Source organism: Cryobacterium sp. N22, assembly GCF_002929555.1.
Taxonomy (GTDB): domain Bacteria; phylum Actinomycetota; class Actinomycetes; order Actinomycetales; family Microbacteriaceae; genus Cryobacterium.
Genome location: NZ_PJJP01000014.1, coordinates 1 through 17,825, shown reverse-complemented (window position 1 = coordinate 17,825; position 17,825 = coordinate 1). Strand labels below are relative to the sequence as shown.

At 69.2% G+C, this 17,825-nt stretch carries 16 protein-coding genes, 1 tRNA gene and 1 other RNA gene; 5 read left to right on the top strand and 13 right to left on the bottom strand.

Annotated features, from left to right (window positions below; translation table 11 throughout):
- Positions 1–95: 95 nt before the first annotated feature.
- The 4 genes from CXY76_RS00770 to ffs all read right to left on the bottom strand — a co-directional run bounded on the left by CXY76_RS00770 (position 96) and on the right by ffs (position 6,206).
- On the bottom strand, positions 96–1,289 hold the full coding sequence (locus CXY76_RS00770) for an acetate/propionate family kinase (RefSeq protein WP_104162372.1): 1,194 nt from the start codon (positions 1,287–1,289) through the stop codon (positions 96–98).
- On the bottom strand, positions 1,286–3,502 hold the full coding sequence (pta, locus tag CXY76_RS00765) for a phosphate acetyltransferase (protein ID WP_104162371.1): 2,217 nt from the start codon (positions 3,500–3,502) through the stop codon (positions 1,286–1,288). Before pta ends, CXY76_RS00770 begins: the two co-directional genes overlap by 4 nt.
- 2 nt (positions 3,503–3,504) lie before the next feature.
- A complete protein-coding gene (locus CXY76_RS00760) occupies positions 3,505–5,976 on the bottom strand; it encodes a phosphoketolase (protein WP_104162370.1) in 2,472 nt (823 codons plus the stop codon).
- 133 nt (positions 5,977–6,109) lie between these two features.
- An RNA gene (gene ffs / locus CXY76_RS00755) (signal recognition particle sRNA small type) lies at positions 6,110–6,206 on the bottom strand.
- 120 nt (positions 6,207–6,326) lie between these two features.
- Here ffs and CXY76_RS00750 point away from each other — a divergent pair.
- The 4 genes from CXY76_RS00750 to CXY76_RS00735 all read left to right on the top strand — a co-directional run bounded on the left by CXY76_RS00750 (position 6,327) and on the right by CXY76_RS00735 (position 9,870).
- Positions 6,327–6,414, top strand: a tRNA-Ser gene (locus CXY76_RS00750).
- A 165-nt stretch (positions 6,415–6,579) separates the two neighbouring features.
- Entirely contained in the window at positions 6,580–7,986 is a 1,407-nt protein-coding gene (locus CXY76_RS00745) for an MFS transporter (RefSeq protein WP_104162369.1), read from the top strand.
- A gap of 187 nt (positions 7,987–8,173) precedes the next feature.
- Positions 8,174–8,551, top strand: coding sequence for a YciI family protein (locus tag CXY76_RS00740; protein ID WP_104162368.1), 378 nt, complete (start codon positions 8,174–8,176; stop codon positions 8,549–8,551).
- Positions 8,533–9,870: an RNA polymerase sigma factor gene (locus CXY76_RS00735; RefSeq protein ID WP_104162367.1), complete on the top strand. Its 1,338-nt coding sequence runs from the start codon at positions 8,533–8,535 to the stop codon at positions 9,868–9,870. The genes CXY76_RS00740 and CXY76_RS00735 overlap by 19 nt, the downstream gene beginning before the upstream one ends.
- A gap of 282 nt (positions 9,871–10,152) precedes the next feature.
- On the opposite strand, the gene CXY76_RS00730 is transcribed toward CXY76_RS00735, so the two are convergent.
- From CXY76_RS00730 to CXY76_RS00720, 3 genes are read right to left on the bottom strand one after another with little or no spacing between them, the layout of a single operon-like run.
- Positions 10,153–10,389 (bottom strand): hypothetical protein, encoded by a 237-nt coding sequence (locus CXY76_RS00730; RefSeq protein WP_104162366.1) that lies wholly within the window; start codon positions 10,387–10,389, stop codon positions 10,153–10,155.
- Positions 10,386–11,099 (bottom strand): TrkA family potassium uptake protein, encoded by a 714-nt coding sequence (locus tag CXY76_RS00725; RefSeq protein WP_199190156.1) that lies wholly within the window; start codon positions 11,097–11,099, stop codon positions 10,386–10,388. Before CXY76_RS00725 ends, CXY76_RS00730 begins: the two co-directional genes overlap by 4 nt.
- On the bottom strand, positions 11,092–12,444 hold the full coding sequence (locus CXY76_RS00720; protein WP_104162365.1) for a TrkH family potassium uptake protein: 1,353 nt from the start codon (positions 12,442–12,444) through the stop codon (positions 11,092–11,094). The genes CXY76_RS00725 and CXY76_RS00720 overlap by 8 nt, the downstream gene beginning before the upstream one ends.
- Before the next feature lie 217 nt (positions 12,445–12,661).
- Between CXY76_RS00720 and CXY76_RS00715 the strand changes: the two genes are divergently transcribed.
- On the top strand, positions 12,662–13,195 hold the full coding sequence (locus CXY76_RS00715) for a hypothetical protein (RefSeq protein ID WP_104162364.1): 534 nt from the start codon (positions 12,662–12,664) through the stop codon (positions 13,193–13,195).
- A gap of 32 nt (positions 13,196–13,227) precedes the next feature.
- On the opposite strand, the gene CXY76_RS00710 is transcribed toward CXY76_RS00715, so the two are convergent.
- The 6 genes from CXY76_RS00710 to CXY76_RS00690 all read right to left on the bottom strand — a co-directional run bounded on the left by CXY76_RS00710 (position 13,228) and on the right by CXY76_RS00690 (position 17,613).
- Positions 13,228–14,001 carry a GNAT family N-acetyltransferase gene (locus tag CXY76_RS00710; RefSeq protein ID WP_104162363.1) on the bottom strand — a complete coding sequence of 258 codons (774 nt, stop codon included), beginning with the start codon at positions 13,999–14,001 and terminating at the stop codon, positions 13,228–13,230.
- A gap of 70 nt (positions 14,002–14,071) precedes the next feature.
- A complete protein-coding gene (locus tag CXY76_RS00705; RefSeq protein ID WP_104162362.1) occupies positions 14,072–15,445 on the bottom strand; it encodes an FAD-binding oxidoreductase in 1,374 nt (457 codons plus the stop codon).
- Between the two features lie 75 nt (positions 15,446–15,520).
- Positions 15,521–15,958, bottom strand: a complete 438-nt coding sequence (locus CXY76_RS00700) for a DUF805 domain-containing protein (protein WP_104162361.1) — start codon at positions 15,956–15,958, stop codon at positions 15,521–15,523.
- A gap of 87 nt (positions 15,959–16,045) precedes the next feature.
- On the bottom strand, positions 16,046–16,186 hold the full coding sequence (locus CXY76_RS19340) for a hypothetical protein (RefSeq protein ID WP_158253814.1): 141 nt from the start codon (positions 16,184–16,186) through the stop codon (positions 16,046–16,048).
- A 64-nt stretch (positions 16,187–16,250) separates the two neighbouring features.
- Positions 16,251–17,159 (bottom strand): hypothetical protein, encoded by a 909-nt coding sequence (locus tag CXY76_RS00695; RefSeq protein ID WP_104162360.1) that lies wholly within the window; start codon positions 17,157–17,159, stop codon positions 16,251–16,253.
- 13 nt (positions 17,160–17,172) lie between these two features.
- A complete protein-coding gene (locus CXY76_RS00690; protein ID WP_104162359.1) occupies positions 17,173–17,613 on the bottom strand; it encodes a DUF805 domain-containing protein in 441 nt (146 codons plus the stop codon).
- Positions 17,614–17,825 lie beyond the last annotated feature (212 nt).

Genomic DNA, 17,825 nt, shown 5'->3' with positions numbered 1-17,825 from the left:
AGGCAGGGGGAAACAAGGGTGAGATGTGAGAAATCCCGCCTTCGTTCTGGAAACGAAGGCGGGATTTTCGTAATTCGAGGGCTGAATGCCGAGTGTTAGATGACCGCGCGGGTTTCGCGGGCGATCTCGAGCTCCTCGTTGGTGGGGATGACGAGCACGGTGACGCGGGAGGCATCCGTCGACACGACACGGGCGACGCGCGAGAACGGGTCGTTCTTCGCCGGGTCGATCTCGATGCCGAGACCCTCGAGGCCGCGCAGGGCGCCCTCGCGGATGATGCCGGAGTTCTCGCCGACACCGGCGGTGAAGACGATGACGTCGAGGCCGCCGAGCTGGGCCATGTAGTTGCCCACGTAGCCCTTGATGCGGTGGTAGTACACGTCGAGCGCGGCCTGGGCCACGGCGTCGCCGGCCACGGCGGCGTCTTCGACGTCGCGCATGTCACCGTTGCCGGTGAGGGCGAGCATTCCGCTCTTCTTGTTCAGCAGGGTGTCGAGGTCATCGATCGACAGGCCGGCCTTGCGGTGCAGGTGGAACAGCACCGCGGGGTCGATGTCGCCGGAGCGGGTGCCCATGACGAGGCCCTGCAGCGGGGTGAGGCCCATCGAGGTGTCGATCGACTTGCCGCCATCGACGGCGGTGGCCGACGCACCGTTGCCGAGGTGCAGCACGATGGTCTTCAGCTCGGTCAGCGGGCGGCCGAGGAACTCGGCTGCGGCCTCTGAGACGAACTTGTGCGAGGTGCCGTGGAAGCCGTAGCGACGGATGCTGTGCTCCGCGGCGAGGGCCGGGTCGATCGCGTAGGTGTACGCAGCCGGCGGCATGGTGAGGTGGAACGACGTGTCGAAGACGGCCACGTGCGGCACGTCGGGGAAGTTCACGCGGGCGGCGACGATGGCCTGCACGTGGGCCGGGTTGTGCAGCGGGGCGAGGTCGGCGAGGTCGCTGATCTGCTGCTGCACGGCGTCGTCGATCACGGTGGGGCCGGTGAAGACGGCTCCACCCTGCACGACGCGGTGGCCCACGGCGATGAGGTTGGCATCGGCGAGCTGCGGACCGTGCTCGGCGAATGCCGCGATCATCACCTCGAAGCCAGCGGTGTGGTCGGGGATCGGCAGGTTCTGCTCCTGCTTGCCCGTGCCGGCGGCCGAGTTGGTGTGGCGGGCGTGGCCGACGCCGTCACCGATGCGCTCGACGAGTCCGCCGGCCAGTTCGGTTTCGGTGTCGATGTCGATCAGCTGGTACTTGAACGACGACGAACCTGAGTTGATGACGAGGATGGCGGTCATACTGCAGCCACCACCGCTGCGAGAGATGCGGCCTGGATGGCGGTGATCGCCACGGTGTTCACGATGTCCTGCACGAGGGCTCCTCTGGAAAGGTCGTTGATGGGTTTGCGCAGGCCCTGCAGGACGGGGCCGATCGCCACGGCGCCAGCACTGCGCTGCACCGCCTTGTAGGTGTTGTTGCCGGTGTTGAGGTCGGGGAAGATGAAGACGTTCGCCTTGCCGGCAACGGCAGAGTCGGGCATCTTCGCGGCGGCCACTGCGGCATCCGCGGCGGCGTCGTACTGGATCGGACCCTCGACGGCGAGGTCGGGGCGGCGTTCACGCACGATGGCGGTGGCCTCCCGAACCTTCTCGACATCCGCGCCGCTGCCGGACCCACCGGTGGAGTACGACAGCATCGCGATGCGCGGCTCGATGCCGAACTCGACGGCCGTCTCCGACGCCGAGATGGCGATGTCGGCGAGCTGGGCTGCGGTGGGGTCGGGGTTGACCGCGCAGTCGCCGTAGACGAGCACCCGGTCGGCCAGGGCCATCAGGAACACGCTCGAGACCACGGACACGCCGGGGCGGGTCTTGATGATCTCGAAGCTGGGCCGGATGGTGTGCGCGGTGGTGTGTGACGCGCCGGAGACCATGCCGTCGGCCAGGCCGAGCTGCACCATCATGGTGCCGAAGTACGAGACGTCGGTGACGACGTCGCGGGCCTGGTCGACGGTGACGCCCTTGTGGGAGCGCAGGCGCGCGTATTCCTCGGCGAAACGCATCCGCAGCACGTCGTCGAACGGGCTGATGACCTGCGCCTTGGCGATGTCCAGGCCCAGGCCGATGGCGCGCGAGCGCACCTCGAACTCCTCGCCGAGGATGATCAGGTCGGCCACGTCGCGGGCCAGCAGGGTGGCGGCGGCGCGCAGCACGCGGTCGTCGTCGCCCTCGGGCAGCACGATGCGCATGCGGTTCTGCCTGGCGCGCTCCAGCAGGGTGTACTCGAACATCAGCGGGGTGACCACGTCGGCGCGGCTCACCTTGAGCCGGTCGAGCAGGGCGGCACCGTCGACGTGCTGCTCGAACAGCGCCAGGGCGGTGTCGTGCTTGCGCTGCGAGTCGGCGGCCAGACGGCCGCGGGTGTGCGTGATGCGCAGCGCCGCCTCGTAGGAGGCCAGGTCGGTGCGGACGATCGGCACCGACGGGGCGAGGCCCTTCATGAGCTGAACGATCGACTCGGGCAGCGCGAAACCGCCGACGAGAACGATGCCGGCCAGCGACGGGAAGGTGGCCGAGGAGTTGGCCATCAGCGCGGCCAGCAGCACCTCCGGGCGGTCGCTGGGGATGACGACGACGGCGCCCTCAGCGAGGCGGGGCAGCACGTTGACCATCGACATGGCGGCCACGACGACGCTGAGCGCCTCGCGGGAGAGCAGCTCGGGGTCGCCCTGCACCAGGGTGCCGTGGGTGGCTTCGAGGATGGTCTTCATGCTGGGGGCCACGAGGAACGCGTCTTCGGGGATGGCCCAGACGGGCACGACGGCGGCGTGCAGGGCATCCGTGGCGTCCGGGGTGTTGTCGACGCCCTCGCGCACCGCGGCGATGAGGCCGTTGAGGTTGGCGGGGTCGGCGCGGTTGACCACGACGCCGAGCAGCGAGACGTGCTCAGACGCGAGTTCGGTCAGGGCCACATCGGTGAGCTGGCGGATGTCGTCGCTGGTGCGCGGTTCGCTCTGGCCGAGCTGGTCGCTCTGGTTGAGCCCCTCGCCCTGGCCGAAAGCCACCCGGCCGGCGAGCACGAGCAGCACCGGCACGCCGAGGTTCGCGGCGATGCGGGCGTTGTAGGCCAGTTCGGTGGGGCTGCCGACGTCTGTGAAGTCGCTGCCGATGACCACGACGGCGTCACACTGCGCTTCGACGGCCTTGTAGCGGGCCACGATGCGCGAGAGCGCGGCATCCGGGTCGGCGTGCACGTCGTCGTAGGTGACGCCGACGCACTCGTCGTAGCTGAGCGCCGGCTGGGCGACGGGATGGTCGCCGACGGGCTTGCGGGCCTGCAGGTGGTTGAGCAGGAGTTCGAGCACATAGTCGGGCTTGTGCTTGGAACGAGCGATGGGACGGAAGACGCCCACCCGCTCGATGGAGTGCAACAGGGTGTCGAGAACGCCGAGTGCGATAGTAGATTTGCCGGTATTTCCCTCGGCGGAGGTGATGTAAATGCTTCGAGCCACGGTTATACGTTATCCCCGCCGGTGGTGTCCAGTGCGCGCGCAGCGGCTGCCGCGGCATCGTTCCCAGCCCATACCCAGTCGGTCACTTCGGGAATGTCTTCCCCGTGATCGCGGGTGTACTGCCGGGCACGCAGACGGGCATCCTGCATCTGCTGGCGAAGCAGTCCGGCACGGGCTCCGAGTCCGGGCACCCGGTCGATGACATCCATCACCAGGTGGTACCGGTCGAGGTCGTTGAGCATGACCATGTCGAACGGCGTCGTCGTCGTTCCGTTCTCCTTGTACCCGCGGGCGTGCAGGTTGCCATGGCCGTGGCGCTTGTAGGTGAGCCTGTGGATCAGCCACGGGTAGCCGTGGTACGCGAACACGATGGGCTTGTTCGCGGTGAAGTATGCGTCGAACTCCCGGTCGCTCAGGCCGTGCGGGTGGTCGTCCTCGCTCTGCAGGCGCATCAGGTCGACCACGTTGACCACGCGCACGCTGAGGTCGGGCATGGCCTCGCGCAGGATCTTGGCGGCGGCGAGCACCTCGAGGGTGGGCACTTCGCCGGCGGCGGCGAGCACCACGTCGGGTTCGGTGCCGGGGATTTCGGTGCCGGCCCACTCGAAGATGCCCAGGCCCCGCTCGCAGTGCGCGACGGCCTGGTCCATGGTGAGCCAGTTCGGCGCCGGCTGCTTGCCGGCCACGACCACGTTGACGTAGTCGACGCTGCGCAGGCAGTGGTCGTAGATCGACAGCAGCGTGTTCGCGTCGAAGGGCAGGTACACCCGCACGACGTCGGCGCTCTTGTTCACGACGTGGTCGATGAAGCCGGGGTCCTGGTGACTGAAACCATTGTGGTCCTGGCGCCAGACGTGCGAGGAGAGCAGGTAGTTCAGGCTCGAGATGGAGCGGCGCCACGGGATCTCCCGGGTGACCTTGAGCCACTTGGCGTGCTGGTTGAACATCGAGTCGATGATGTGGATGAACGCTTCGTAGCAGTTGAAGACACCGTGCCGGCCGGTGAGCAGGTAGCCCTCGAGCCAGCCCTGGCACTGGTGCTCGCTGAGCATCTCCATGACCCGGCCGGCGCGGGCCAGGTTGGTGTCTTCGGGCAGGTATTCGCCGTTCCACTGCTTGTCGGTAGCGGCGTAGACGGATGGCGCGAGCCGGTTGGACGCGGTCTCGTCGGGTCCGAAGATGCGGAAGTTGTCCGGGTTCTCGCGGATGACGTCGGCCATCCAGATGCCGAGCACCTTGGTGGCCTCGTCGACGGTGGCGCCGGGGGTCGGCACATCCACCGCGTAGTCGCGGAAGTTGGGCAGCTTGAGCTCGCGGCGCAGCAGCCCGCCGTTGGCGACCGGGTTGGCGCTCATGCGCAGGTCGCCGTGCGGGGCGAGCGCGCTGATGTTGGCGGCGGGGGCGCCGGCCTTGTCGAAGAGCTCCTCGGGCTTGTAGGACTTGAGCCAGGATTCGAGCACGTCGGTGTGCGACTGGGTGTCGCGGGCGTTGACCAGCGGCACCTGGTGCGAGCGCCAGGAGTCCTCCACCTGCACGCCGTCGATGACGGGCGGGCAGGTCCAGCCCTTGGGGGTGCGCAGGATGATCATCGGCCAGCGCGGCCGGTTGGTGTCGCCGGCGAGGGCGGCGCGCTTGATCGCGGCGATCTCGTTGAGCACCTCGTCCATGGTCTGCGCCATGCGCTGGTGCACGGCCAGGGGGTCTTCGCCGTCGAAACCGCCGGAGACGATGTGCGGGTTGTGGCCGTAGCCGCGCATCAGCTCGAGCAGTTCGCTCTCGGGGATGCGGGCCAGGATGGTGGGGTTGGCGATCTTGTACCCGTTGAGGTGCAGGATCGGCAGCACGACGCCGTCCTGCAACGGGTCGACGAACTTGTTGGAGTGCCAGCTGGTGGCCAGCGGGCCAGTCTCGGCCTCGCCGTCGCCGACGACGGCGGCCACGAGCAGGTCGGGGTTGTCGAACGCGGCGCCGTAGGCGTGGCTGAGCGCGTAGCCGAGCTCGCCGCCCTCGTGGATGGAGCCGGGGGTCTCGGGTGAGGCGTGGCTGGGGATGCCGCCGGGAAAGGAGAACTGGCGGAACAGGCCCTTGATGCCGTCTTCGGACTGGTCGATGCCGGAGTAGATCTCGGAGTAGGTGCCGTCCAGGTAGGCGTTGGCGACCATGCCGGGCCCGCCGTGGCCGGGGCCGGTGATGTAGAGGGTGCTGATCGCGCGTTCGCGGATGACCCGGTTCAGGTGCGCGTAGAGGAAGTTCAGGCCGGGGGTGGTACCCCAGTGGCCGAGCAGCCGCGGCTTGATGTGCTCTTTCTGGAGCGGCTCCCGCAGCAGCGGGTTGTCGAGCAGATAGATCTGCCCGACCGAGAGATAGTTCGCGGCTCGCCACCACGCGTCGACGCTGGCGAGAGCTTCGGCGCTCAACGCGTGCGGCAGGCGGCTGGGCCAGGTGAATGAGGTGGCGTGGGACGAATGGACCATCACGGACTCCAGGTGCTCTATGGGCGCCAGTGGCGCTGTTCAAGTCTAGGAGCGTGGTTTCCTGGCCAGGAGGGACGTTGGTCCCCCCTGTTTGCCGGCGATAGGGCTACGCTTTCCGGTTCGCATCCGGGCAAAGTAAAACTCCTCGCGCACCCACCAGAGCCCAGTTACCCTTGCTACGTTTCCGTCCTGGGGGAGTTGGCTGAGATAGCGCCACGCGAGGAGCCGTTGCCAGTTTAGGGCGTCTGGGCCCCACGCCCAAAACCGGCGGTTGTGGGACGTGTCACTCGGGGGCTCCGGAAGCAGGTAAGATTTTCCCTGGTCGTTGTCTTCACGAATCGGCCGGCTTAGGAGAATTCGCCTAGTGGCCTATGGCGCACGCTTGGAAAGCGTGTTGGGTGAAAGCCCTCGGGGGTTCGAATCCCCCATTCTCCGCCAGTGAAACGCCCGCTTTCGAGTGGGCGTTTCCGCTTTTAACGCCCTACTGTTACCGATGCGGACAAATGGTCCCGGTACGCCGGGTGCAATTGTCCGCACGGGCAACAGTTGTTGCGGGCCGGTCAGGTTGACCTCAAGAGCGCTTGAGGTCCTACTATCGCTCTCGTGCCCCTCCCCACCTCGCCCTCGGTCCCGTTGCGCCCGGCCTCGATCTTCGGGCGGGAGTACGTCTGGGTCACCGTCGGGATCCTCGCGCTGATCTTCCTGGCCGCGTTCGAGGCGCTGGCCGTGACCACGGTGATGCCCATCATCAGTGCGGCGCTTGACGGCGACGCGTTGTACGCGCTGGCGTTCTCCGGTCCGCTCGCCGTGGGCGTGGTGGGCATGGTCGCAGCGGGCAACTGGGCGGACCGCTCCGGGCCGGTGCCCGTGGTGCTGACCGCGGTGGTGCTGTTCGTGGTGGGCCTGGTCATCGCCGGCACCGCCGCATCCATGCCCGCCCTCATCGTGGGACGCCTGGTGCACGGCCTCGGCGGTGGGGCGCTGAGCGTGTCGCTGTACGTGGTGGTGGCGCGGGTGTACCCGCAGCGGATGCATCCGGCGATCTTCGGCGCCTTCGCCGGTGCCTGGGTGGTGCCGTCGTTGATCGGGCCGTTCATCGCGGGCCTGGTGGCCGAGTACACCAGTTGGCGGTGGGTGTTCCTCGGCGTGGTGGTGCTGGTGGTGGCGGCGATGGGGATGCTGCGGCCAGGGCTGGCGTCGATCGCGGCGGCGGAGCGGGAGCGGCCGGTTGGCGGTCGGGAGCCGTGGCGGCTGTCGCGCACGCTGTGGTCGCTCGGTGCGGCGGCGGCGGTGCTCTGCGCGTCGATGGCGGCGCAGCTGCCGGGCGCCCTGCTGTGGATCGGCACCGGCGCCGCCTTTGTGCTGGCCGGGGTGGCCCTGCGTCCACTGCTGCCGGCCGGCACGCTCAGCGGTCGGCGTGGACTGCCCGTGGTGATGACGATCCGCGGGTTGGTCTCGGGGGCGTTTCTCTCCACCGAGGTGTACCTGCCGGCGTTGCTCACCGGCGAGTACCGGCTCTCCCCCGTGCTGGCCGGGCTGGCGCTCAGCGGCGCCGGCGTCACCTGGGCTCTGGCGTCCTGGCTGCAGGGACGTTACGCCACGGTGCTGAGCGATGCGGGCAGCATGCTGCTGGGCAGCGTGCTGCTGCTGATCGCGATCACCGGGTCGGCCGTGACCAGCGCGCTGGGCTTGGCGCCCGTGGTCGCGATCGCCGGCTGGGCCGTCGCCGGGGCGGGCATGGGCACCCTCTTTCCGCGGCAGAGCGGCCGGGTGCTGCGGCTGTCGGCGCCGGAGCAGCAGGGCTTCAACTCCTCCGCGCTGCTGATCGCCGACTCCATCGGCGCGGCGCTGGCCCTGGCAGCCACGGCCGTGGTGTTCGTGGCCTTCGCGCCGCTGGGCGGCACCGCCACCTACACGGCCTCCTTCACGCTCTCGGCGCTGCTCGCGGTCGGCGGCCTGCTGCTCGTGGGCCGGGTCGGCCACGACGACCCGCCCGCGCTGCCCGCCTGACCCGCGCCTGCGCCCGCGGGCATCCCGCGCGCCAACTGTTGCCGAAGCGGACAAATGGTCCCGGTGCGCCGGGCGCAATTGTCCGCCCGGGCAACAGTTGTGGCACGGTTGCGGCGCGGATGTCTATTTCGGACTGGTTCAGTCGTCATAGGAGTGTCAGTATCCGTTACGCGTGAAAGGACAGATCATGCAGTATTCACTTCTCGTCATCAGCCAGGAGTCCGGGGACGCCGGGATCACCGAAGAGGACATGGAATGGGGCCGGGCGGCGTTCGACGCTTACGGCAAGGCCCTCGACGCAGCAGGGGTGCTCGTGTCCGCCGACATCCTGCAGCCCGTGTCGGCCTCGACGACGGTGTCGTTGCGGGAAGGCGCCCTGCAGATTCAGGATGGCCCGTTCGCCGACACCAAGGAACGCCTCAACGGCACCTTCGTGATCAACGTGCCCGACCTCGACGCCGCTCTCGACTGGGCCGGGAAGTGCCCCGCCGCCCAGTACGGCGCCATCGAGGTGCGCCCGTCGGCGATCGTGTTCACCGACGGCGAATGGCACCAGGTAGCGTGACCGCCCGGGCGCGGGCGGAACTGGCCGCCCGCGCCTCCTACGGGCGCCTGATCGCCGTGCTGGCCGCGCCCACCGGCGACATCGCGGCCGCCGAAGACGCCCTCTCCGATGCCTTCGAGCGCGCGCTGATCACCTGGCCGCGCGATGGTGTTCCCGACAATCCGGAGGGATGGTTGCTCACCGTGGCACGCAACCGGCTCAGGGACCTGTGGAAGTCAGCGGCGGTGCGGCTGCGGGCTCCGCTGGCCGAGGACCCGCTCGACGGCGCCGCCCGGGACGGCGGCCGAGGCACCGGAACGGCGTCCATCGGACCGGACGCATGGGACGGGGGCTCCGGCACCGTAGGGCTCGACGTGCTTGACTCCCTCGACGCCGAGGCGATTCCCGACAAGCGCATCGAGCTGCTCTGCGTGTGCGCCCACCCGGCGATCGACCCGGGCATCCGCACCCCTCTGATGCTGCACACCGTGCTGGGCCTGACCGCGGCCGACATCGCCGCCGCCTACGCCGTTCCGGAGCAGACCATGGCGCAGCGGCTGGTGCGGGCCAAGCGGCGCATCCGCGCCACGCGCATCCCGTTCGTGCTGCCGTCGCTCACCGAGCTGCCCCAACGGTTGCCCCCGGTGCTCGAGGCCGTCTACGGCGCCTACGCCATCGACTGGGCCAGCGCCGATCCGGATGCCCGTGCCGCGCCGGATTCGTTGGCCGGCGAAGCGCTGTACCTGGCCGAGACCCTCGCCGCACTGTTGCCCGACGAGCCGGAGGTACTCGGCCTGGCCGCCCTGCTCGCGCTCTCGATCGCCAGGCTGCCGGCCCGGACAACCAGCTCGGGTGAGCTCGTCGCGCTCGACGACCAGGACCCGGCGCTGTGGGACACCACCCTCATCGAGCGCGGGGAGCGCTACCTGCGGCGCGCCCAGCCGCTGGGCCGGATCGGCCGGTTCCAGCTGGAGGCGGCCATCCAGTCGGCGCACTGCGACCGGGCCCGCTCCGGTGTCACGGACTGGGCCACACTGAAGATCCTGCACACCGCACTGGTGCGGGTCTCCCCCACCGCGGGCGCCCGGGTGGCACTGGCCGCGGTCACCGGCGAGGTCGACGGGCCGGCTGCCGGGCTCGGCGTGCTGGATGCGCTGGCCCGCGACCGCCCGGACACGGCGTCGTTTCAGCCGTTCTGGGCCACCCGGGCGCACCTGTGCGCCGAGGCCGGTCGGGTGGCGGATGCCCGTGCCGCGTACGCCCGGGCCGTGGAGCTGACCGGCGACGAGCGGCTGCGCGCGGCATTGCGGCGCCGGGCCGGGGCCCTGCCGCCCGGCTGAGGGGCAGCCAGCCTGCGGACAGCGACCCGTCCGCTGATCGCGACCCTTCCGCTGGTAGCGCCCCGTCCGTTGGTCGAGCCCGGTCCGTGGTCGAGCCCGGTCCGTTGGTCGAGCTTGTCGAGACCCCGCGAGACGAACTCGGAAACGCGCTGACTCTCTCGCAGGCACGTCACCGGGTTTCGACAAGCTCAACCAGCGAGGCGGGCGCGACCCACAAGCACGTCCCCAGGTTTCGACAAGCTCAACCAACGCCGTGGGCAGGGCACCGGGCGGCGCGTAGAACTAGTCGCCGACGTGACGGCGGGGGCGAGGCTGCGGGGGCGGCGGTACCTCTTTGGCGGCGACGACCTCGGCGAGCGCCAGCGACACTGTGCCGCGTTTGGTCTCCACGGTGCAGTGCGTGGTGTCGCAGGAGCGCAGGTAGCCGAGGGCATCCGTGTAGCCGTCGGCGATGCGGGTGCGCACCACCACCCGGGTGCCCAGGGCAGCGCCGGTGAGGAACTCGACGGGGCCCGTCACGGCAGCCGACTGAACGACTCGACGCGCTCGGTCTGACCGGCGACCAGGATGATGTCGCCGTCGAGAACCACGGTCTCCATGGTGGCGTAGCTCCACCCCTGGCCGGCCCGGTAGAACGCGGTGACCGTGACCCCGTGCACCGTGCGCACCTTGGTCTCGCTCAGCGGTTTGCCGAGGATCTCCTGGGGCGGGGCGGTCTTGACCAGGGCGAAGTCCTCACCGATGTCGATGTAGTCCTGCATCACCCCGCGCACCAGGTGAGCGACGCGTTTGCCCATGTCCTTCTCCGGGGAGATCACGTGCTTGACGCCCAGCTGGCGCAGGATCTCGCCGTGCGGTTCGCTCACCGCCTTGGCCCAGATGTTGGGGATGCCCAGCTTGATCAGCAGCGACGCCGTGAGGATGTTCGCCTGGATGTCGCTGCCGATGGCGACCACGACGCTGCTGAACTCCGGCACCGACAGTTGCCGTAGGGTCTCTTCCTTGGTGGAGTCTGCCCGCACCACGTGGGTGAGCAGCCGGTTGTGCGCCTGCACGATCTCCTCGTCGCCGTCGATGCCGAGCACCTCGGTGCCGCTGGCCATCAGCTCCAGTGCGAGGGCGCTGCCGAACCGGCCGAGGCCGATGACCACCACGGAGGACTCCTCGTTCAGGCGGGCGGTCTGCCGCTGGCCGAACAGTGAAAACGATGACGACCTGAATTTAGCCAATGATGGGCCTCTCCTTCGGGAGTTCGTACGTGACGGGGTGCTCGCGCAGGGCGAGGGCGGAGGCGAAGGTGATCGGGCCGAGCCGGCCGATGAACATCAGCAGGATCAGGATGACCTGACCGGCCGGCGGCAGGCTCGCGGTGATGCCGGTGGACAGCCCGACGGTGCCGAACGCCGAGACCGCCTCGAACAGCAGCACGTCGAGGGTGAGGTCGGTGAGAACCATCAGCACGGCCGTCGACGCGACGACCACGAACACGGCCAGGAGCACCACCGAGATGGCCTGTCGGTGCACGGCCCTGGACAGCCGCTTGCCGAACACGTTCACCACCCCGTCACCGCGGATCTCGGCGACGAGAATGAAGTACAGCACCGCGAAGGTGGTGATCTTGATGCCGCCGGCGGTGCCGGCCGGCCCGCCGCCGATGAACATCAGCACATCCATGCCGAGCAGGCTGGCGGAGTCCATCGCCCCGATGTCGACGCTGTTGAAGCCGGCGGTGCGGGTCTGCACCGACTGGAAGAAGCCGACCAGGATCTTCGCCGGCCAGTCCATCGGGCCGAGCGTGGCTGGGTTGGACCACTCGACGGCGGTGATGTACACCGTGCCGGCCACCAGCAGGGTGACGGTACCGGCGAGTACGATGCGGGTGTTCATGGTCCACAGCAGCGGCGACCGCAGGTGCTTTCGCAGTTGCACGATGACCGGGAAGCCCAGCCCGCCCAGGATCACGGCGGCCGCGATCGGCAGGCAGATGAACGGGTCGACGGCGTAGCCGATCAGGTTGTCGCTGAACAGCGCGAAGCCGGCGTTGTTGAACGATGACACCGAGTGGAACACGCCGAACCAGATGGCCTGGCCGACCGGCTCGCCGTAGCCGAACAGAAACCGCAGGCTGAGCAGCACCGCCACGACACCTTCCACGATCAGCGAGATGGTGACCACACCGAGCACGAGACCCTTGACGTCCTCGAGGCCCACACTGCGCACCTCGGATGCGGCGGTGACGCGGGAGCGCAACGACAGCCGTCGCACCACGGCCAGGCCGATCACCGACGCGAAGGTCATCACACCGAACCCGCCGATCTGGATGAGGAGCAGGATCACCACCTGTCCGAACGGGGTCCAGAAGGTGGCCGTGTCGACCACGGTGAGCCCGGTCACGCAGACCGCGGAGGTGGCGGTGAAGATCGCCTCCGCGAACGACGCGCCGCCGGGGCCGACCTTGGCGATCGGCAGCGAGAGAAGTCCGGCCCCGAGCAGGATGGTGAGGGCGAAGCCCGCGGCCACCGTTTGGGCGGGGTGCAGGCGGAATTTCGGCCGGCCCAGGCCCGGCCCCGTCATCGCCCGCGAGTTCACTGTGTCACTCTACGACGACTGGGCGGCCCCGGTCGCCTGCGGGTCTTCGGCCTGTCGTGCCACGCAGTGGCCCCCGAACGGTGTCTACTAGGTTGCCCGGGCATGGGGCATACTCGGTACTACACCGGGGGGAGGGGACACGAGGGTGGGCAAAATCACGGGTACGGCCTTGCGTGCGCAAGTGCTGCGACCGCACGGGCATTTGCTCCGTCAGACGACCCTGTCGATCCTGGCCTTCTTCGCGCCGGTTTTTGCCGTGCTCTACTGGCTCACCATCCCCCTCGGTGAGTGGATGCCGGTCCTCATCGTGCAGCTGTTGGTGATGCTCGGGGCCACCGTGGGCATCGTCGGTTTTCTGCGCACCTGCGTCTGGGTGGACGACACCGGCGTCTCCGAACGGGGCTTTTTCGGCCAGGTGACGAGTTTTCCGGTGGAGCAGGTCGCCAGCGTCGTGGTGCTCGAGCTCTACCAGAGCGGCGCCATCGACACCCACCCGCAGCTTTTCGTGACCGGCGCCGACGGTCAGCTCCTGGTGCGGATGCGCGGACAGTTCTACTCCCGCGGCGCCATGGATACCGTCGCCGACGAGCTGGGCGCCCCCGTGGTGCGGGTGCCGGACCCGATGACACTCACCGAGCTCAACCGGCTGCGCCCCGAACTCCTGTACTGGTTCGAGCGCCGGATCACCGGCCGGACGCCGCAGGACCTCGACTCGGGCGTCGACCTCGGCCAGTGACGCCGCGGTCCTGAGCGGAGAAGGCCGGACTCCTAACCGAGAGCGTCGCTGGTGAAGACGTAGTCGTTGTCCGCCGTCAGCTCCGGCCGGAGATTGCGGGCGAGCGCCTCGGCGAAGACCAGCCTGGATTCCTCCCGGCGGCGGGCGGCGCCGACAGGGTCGTCGGCCCGCAACTGCTCGAAATCCACATCGAGCGGCCAGCTGGTCACGGCGGTCCAGTCCCGGGCGGGTCCCCCGGCGAGCGCGCGCAGCACCCGCGGGGAGTCCAGGCTCCAGCGCACCTGAAACCTGTCGCTGCGGTCGCTTCCCGAGATGACGTCGTCGAGCCGGCCGTAGAAGTCAGGTAGGAACCCGGTCACCTCGGCCCCGAGCTTGACCAGGTTGAAGTGCGCGTTGCGGCGGATCAGCGGGTCGAAGGTCCAGCGCATCTCGGTGATGCCCTGCTCGAGGCACAGCGCACGCTGAAAGAGTTTGAGGGCGTAGCCCACGCCGCCGCCGCGGTGCCACGGCACCACCGCGGCCATGTGCGAGTGCAGGTGCACCCCGTCGGTCCAGCCCAGGAACCCGAGCGTGGCGCCGACCGGCTTGCCGTTCTGGGCGGCCAGCAGCACCGTGTTCCCCGCGAAGTCGAGCGCAAGCAGCATCGCCCGGTCGGGGCTGCGGCCCACCCCCCAGGTGCGTTCGAAGATGCCGATGATGCCGTCGAGGTCCCGCGGTTCCGCTGCCCGCACCGTCACCGCGGCCGACGCCGCGGCGATGGTGGCCAGCCGGTAGGCCTCGGTCACACTCTGCTCGTCAACGCTCATGCCATGAGTACACCACAGGACGGCGACCGAATCGAGGGTCCGGTGCGGGCGGACGCGCGGGCGCGCCGGGCTAGTGGCCGCGGCCGGAGACCCTGTCGGCCAGGGTCGCCAGGGGTGAGGTGCTGCGGCGACGGGTGAGCTCGGCCCGGTCGGCGCGTGTGTAGGCCTGGTACAGGGCGGTCACGGCCAGCCAGCGCAGCGGCTCTGGCTCCCAGTTGCGCACCCGGTGGTTCACCCAGGGCAGCGCTGTCAGCGCACTCTCCCGGCCGAGGATGAGGTCGGTGAGCGTGCGGCCGGCCAGGTTGGTCGTGGCCACCCCGGTGCCCACGTAACCGCCCGCCCAGGCCAGACCGGTCTGCGGGTCGAGGCCCACCGTCGCGGCCCAGTCGCGGGGAACACCCAGCACGCCACTCCAGGCGTGCGCGATGGCCGCATCCGCCGTGCCGGGGAAGAACCTGTGCAGGATGCCGGTGAGCTGCTCCACGGTGCTCGCCGGGGTCTGGCCGTCGGAGTCGGTTTGCGAGCCGAACCGGTACGGCACCCCGCGGCCGCCGATGGCGATGCGGTCATCCCTGGTGCGCTGCGCGTACATGTACGCGTGCGCCATGTCGCCCAGGGTGGCCCGGTCGTCCCAGCCGATGCCGGCCCACACGGCGGCGCCCAGCGGTTCGGTCACGATCAGCGAGGAGTTCATCGGCAGCCAGGCCCGGTGCAGGCCGGCCAGCCCGGCGGTGAAGCCTTCGGTGGCGCGCACGATGAACTCGGCCTGCACGGTACCGTGCGGGGTGCGGGCGGTGTGCGGGGTGATCTCGCTCACCCGGGTGTCGTCGTAGATCTCCACGCCCAGCGCCAGGACGGCGCGGGTGAGCCCGGCCACCAGCTTGGCCGGCTGGATGCGCGCGCAGTGCGGGTGCCACATCGCCCCGGTGCTGCCGGCGACGTTGATGCGCCCGGCGGCGTCGGCGGCGCTGAGCAGGTCGACATCTGTGTGCGGCCAGGCCTGCTCGGCGCGCACCGCGGCCTCGAGCCGCCGCTGCTGCGGCCGGTCGTAGGCGACGGTGAACTCGCCGCCCTTGGCGATGTCGGCGTCGATGCCCTCGAGGGCCGCGACCCTGATCACCTCGTCGACGGTGTCGTTCATGGCGGTCTGGAAGTCAGCGGCGGCCTCCCGGCCGTGGCTCCGCAGGTACTGCTCGCGCCCGCCGGTGACCGAGTTGGTGAGCCAGCCGCCGTTGCGGCCGGAGGCGCCGTAGCCGGCGAAACGTTGCTCCAGGATCACGATGCGCAGCTGTGGGGCGGCCTTCTTGAGGTAGTACGCGGCCCACAGGCCGGTGTAGCCGGCGCCCACGATGCACACGTCGGCGCGGGTGGAGCCGGGCAGCGGTGCACGCGGGGCCGGGCGGCCGATCTGGTTCCACCAGAAGGAGACGTCTCCGTTGATCATGCGCGCACCGCTTTCGTCTACCGGATGGTCCCGCTCGATAGGGAGATCATCCCGCATCCGCGTCCCGGCAGGGGGTTAGCGCAGGCCCGAGCCCTGGAAGGAGAGTCCGGGGGCCTTCGGCTGCCGGGTCACGTCGAACCGGGCACCGGCGGCGTTGCTGGGCATCAACGTGAAGACCAGCAGGATGACGGCTCCCACGCCCGGGATCAGGCCCAGAAGCGCGAACCAGCCGGAGAAGTTGGCGTCGTGCAACCGGCGCACGAGCACCGCGAGGCTGGGCAGCAGCACGCCGATCGCGATGATCGGGGCCAGCAGCATGAAGACGACCTCGAAGTTGTGCGAGGGGTACCCGTTCCGGTCGATGCCGGTCGGGATCAGCTGCATCAGCGACAGCGCCCCGAACACGACCCAGAGAAGCAGCCCGAACCACCAGTACTCGCTGCGCGGAGCCCGGCCGGTGAAGTCGGCGTACTTACGGAACACGGAGGCAATCGCCGCGGCGGGTGTCAGCATGGGGTCTCTTTCGTCGGCTTCAAGAAGTCGGCGCAGGCCGACAGAGGCCTTGCACCCCCACACTTAGGGTACCGGTGGCCACGGGCCTTACTGAAAGAGGAACAGCAGCGTCGTTGCGCCGACCGTGATGGCGACCAGGGAGAGGATCAGCACCCAGGTGAGCCCCTTGAAGTTTCGGAGCTTGCCCATGAAGCCCACCGGGCGGCCGTCGTAGTCGTCGTCATCCATGGGGCGACTCTAGCGCTGTCGCTCGGGCGCGGGCTGTGCGGTCGGTCGGCTCCGATCGGGCGGGCTACTCAGCCCAGGATGACTGGGACAGCTGGGAGGTGCGGATGTCGAGCACGCTGGCGGCGGGCACCGTGATCTCGTAGACCCCGGCATCCACCTTGGCGAGCCGCAGCCCCTCGGCGAGGTCCGCGTTGTGGTCGACGTAGGAGCCACGGAAGAGCTTGGTGCCATCCGTGTCGGCGAACTCGTCGACGATCCGCAGGTTCAGGCCGTTCCAGTTCGCCTCCATGTCGAGCTCGAGCACACCCTGGGCCTCATCGAACGGGATCTCGTACTTCCACATGCCGCGGCCGGTGCGCACGAAACGTTCGTCGGTGGGCTGCGAGTGCGTGGCCAGCACGATACGGCGGCCCTGGTCGATCACGTCGGCGGTCAGGTGCACGCCGTTCCATTCGGCCAGGGTGCCGATGTAGCGCGAGAACGGGGTCGAGCGGCCCACGGATGCGCCGTCCACCATCCAGCCGTCGGCGATGTTGGGGAACACGGCCAGCTCGGTGGAGCTGCCGTCGGCGAACACCCGCACCAGGTGGGTGTCGGGCACCAGCCGGGTGTGCCGCATCCACCAGACCGGCACGATATGACCGGCGACCGGGGCAAAACCTGTGCCGGTGAACGGCGGCCGGTCCACGAAGGGGCCGCCGGTGAGCGCCCGCGTGGCCTGGTCGACGCCGCCGACCGCGTTTTCCAGCCGCAGGCTCGCCCGCGCCGGAAACCGGATCACGTCGACGTACGGGTCGTCAGGGGAGAACGGCGAACCCGGAAAGCCCAGGGCGTGCACGTCGAAGAGCTGGGCAGGCGTGGTCGCGAACGCGACGGTCGCCGCCTCGACCACAAACCCGGACACCCGGTCCCAGCCGGCGGTGAGATAGGCGTGGCTCAGCTGCGGGGTGACGGCCTTTTGCAGAATTGTCATGCGAGTCCCTGGCTTAGGAGAGCGTCTTGCTCGGGTTCCAGGCCGGCATGGCGCTGGGGGTGTTTTCCACGGCGTCGAAGCGGGCGCCGGCCGGCTGGCTGGGCAGCAGTGCGAAGACCACCATCACGATGACGCCGAGGTACGGGATGCAGGCGAGGAAGTAGAACCAGCCGGAGAAGTCGGCATCGTGCAGGCGGCGCACGTAGAGCGTGATGCTCGGGATGACGAAGGCCAGTCCCAGGACCAGGACGACACCGACGGCGATGCCCACCGACGGGGGCATCGTGTCGGGCTCGGGCGAGTTCCCGATGCCGAGAGCGCCGAGCACCATCACGACGGTGAAGAGCACAAACTGGAACAGCGTGAACCACCAGAACTCGCTGCGCGGCGCCCGCCCGGACAGGGTGGCGTAGTTACGGAAAACGGACGTGATGGCCGCTTGCGGAGTCAACATTGTGTTCTCAAATCCCCCATTTGATGCGCCGTCCGGAAGGGGACGGCCGCAGGGGTACACCCTAGCAGCGGCACTGAACCGGCCCGGGCGGGGGTATCCGTGGCGTGCCGCGGTTCATTTGCGGACTTCCGGCCTTCGTTCCGGGGCAAAGTCATACGGTCGTAGCAACGCTCTGATCTAAGGAGCGTTTCATGGGCAAGTTGTTTCCCCCG

Excerpts from the sequence above, each read along its gene's own strand:
- CXY76_RS00770 (WP_104162372.1), bottom strand. The coding sequence starts at position 1,289 with ATGACCGCCATCCTCGTCATCAACTCAGGTTCGTCGTCGTTCAAGTAC.
- CXY76_RS00760 (WP_104162370.1), bottom strand. The coding sequence starts at position 5,976 with ATGGTCCATTCGTCCCACGCCACCTCATTCACCTGGCCCAGCCGCCTG.
- CXY76_RS00740 (WP_104162368.1), top strand. The coding sequence starts at position 8,174 with ATGCAGTATTCACTTCTCGTCATCAGCCAGGAGTCCGGGGACGCCGGG.
- CXY76_RS00735 (WP_104162367.1), top strand. The coding sequence starts at position 8,533 with ATGGCACCAGGTAGCGTGACCGCCCGGGCGCGGGCGGAACTGGCCGCC.
- CXY76_RS00720 (WP_104162365.1), bottom strand. The coding sequence starts at position 12,444 with ATGACGGGGCCGGGCCTGGGCCGGCCGAAATTCCGCCTGCACCCCGCC.
- CXY76_RS00710 (WP_104162363.1), bottom strand. The coding sequence starts at position 14,001 with ATGAGCGTTGACGAGCAGAGTGTGACCGAGGCCTACCGGCTGGCCACC.
- CXY76_RS00705 (WP_104162362.1), bottom strand. The coding sequence starts at position 15,445 with ATGATCAACGGAGACGTCTCCTTCTGGTGGAACCAGATCGGCCGCCCG.
- CXY76_RS00700 (WP_104162361.1), bottom strand. The coding sequence starts at position 15,958 with ATGCTGACACCCGCCGCGGCGATTGCCTCCGTGTTCCGTAAGTACGCC.
- CXY76_RS19340 (WP_158253814.1), bottom strand. The coding sequence starts at position 16,186 with ATGGATGACGACGACTACGACGGCCGCCCGGTGGGCTTCATGGGCAAG.
- CXY76_RS00695 (WP_104162360.1), bottom strand. The coding sequence starts at position 17,159 with ATGACAATTCTGCAAAAGGCCGTCACCCCGCAGCTGAGCCACGCCTAT.
- CXY76_RS00690 (WP_104162359.1), bottom strand. The coding sequence starts at position 17,613 with ATGTTGACTCCGCAAGCGGCCATCACGTCCGTTTTCCGTAACTACGCC.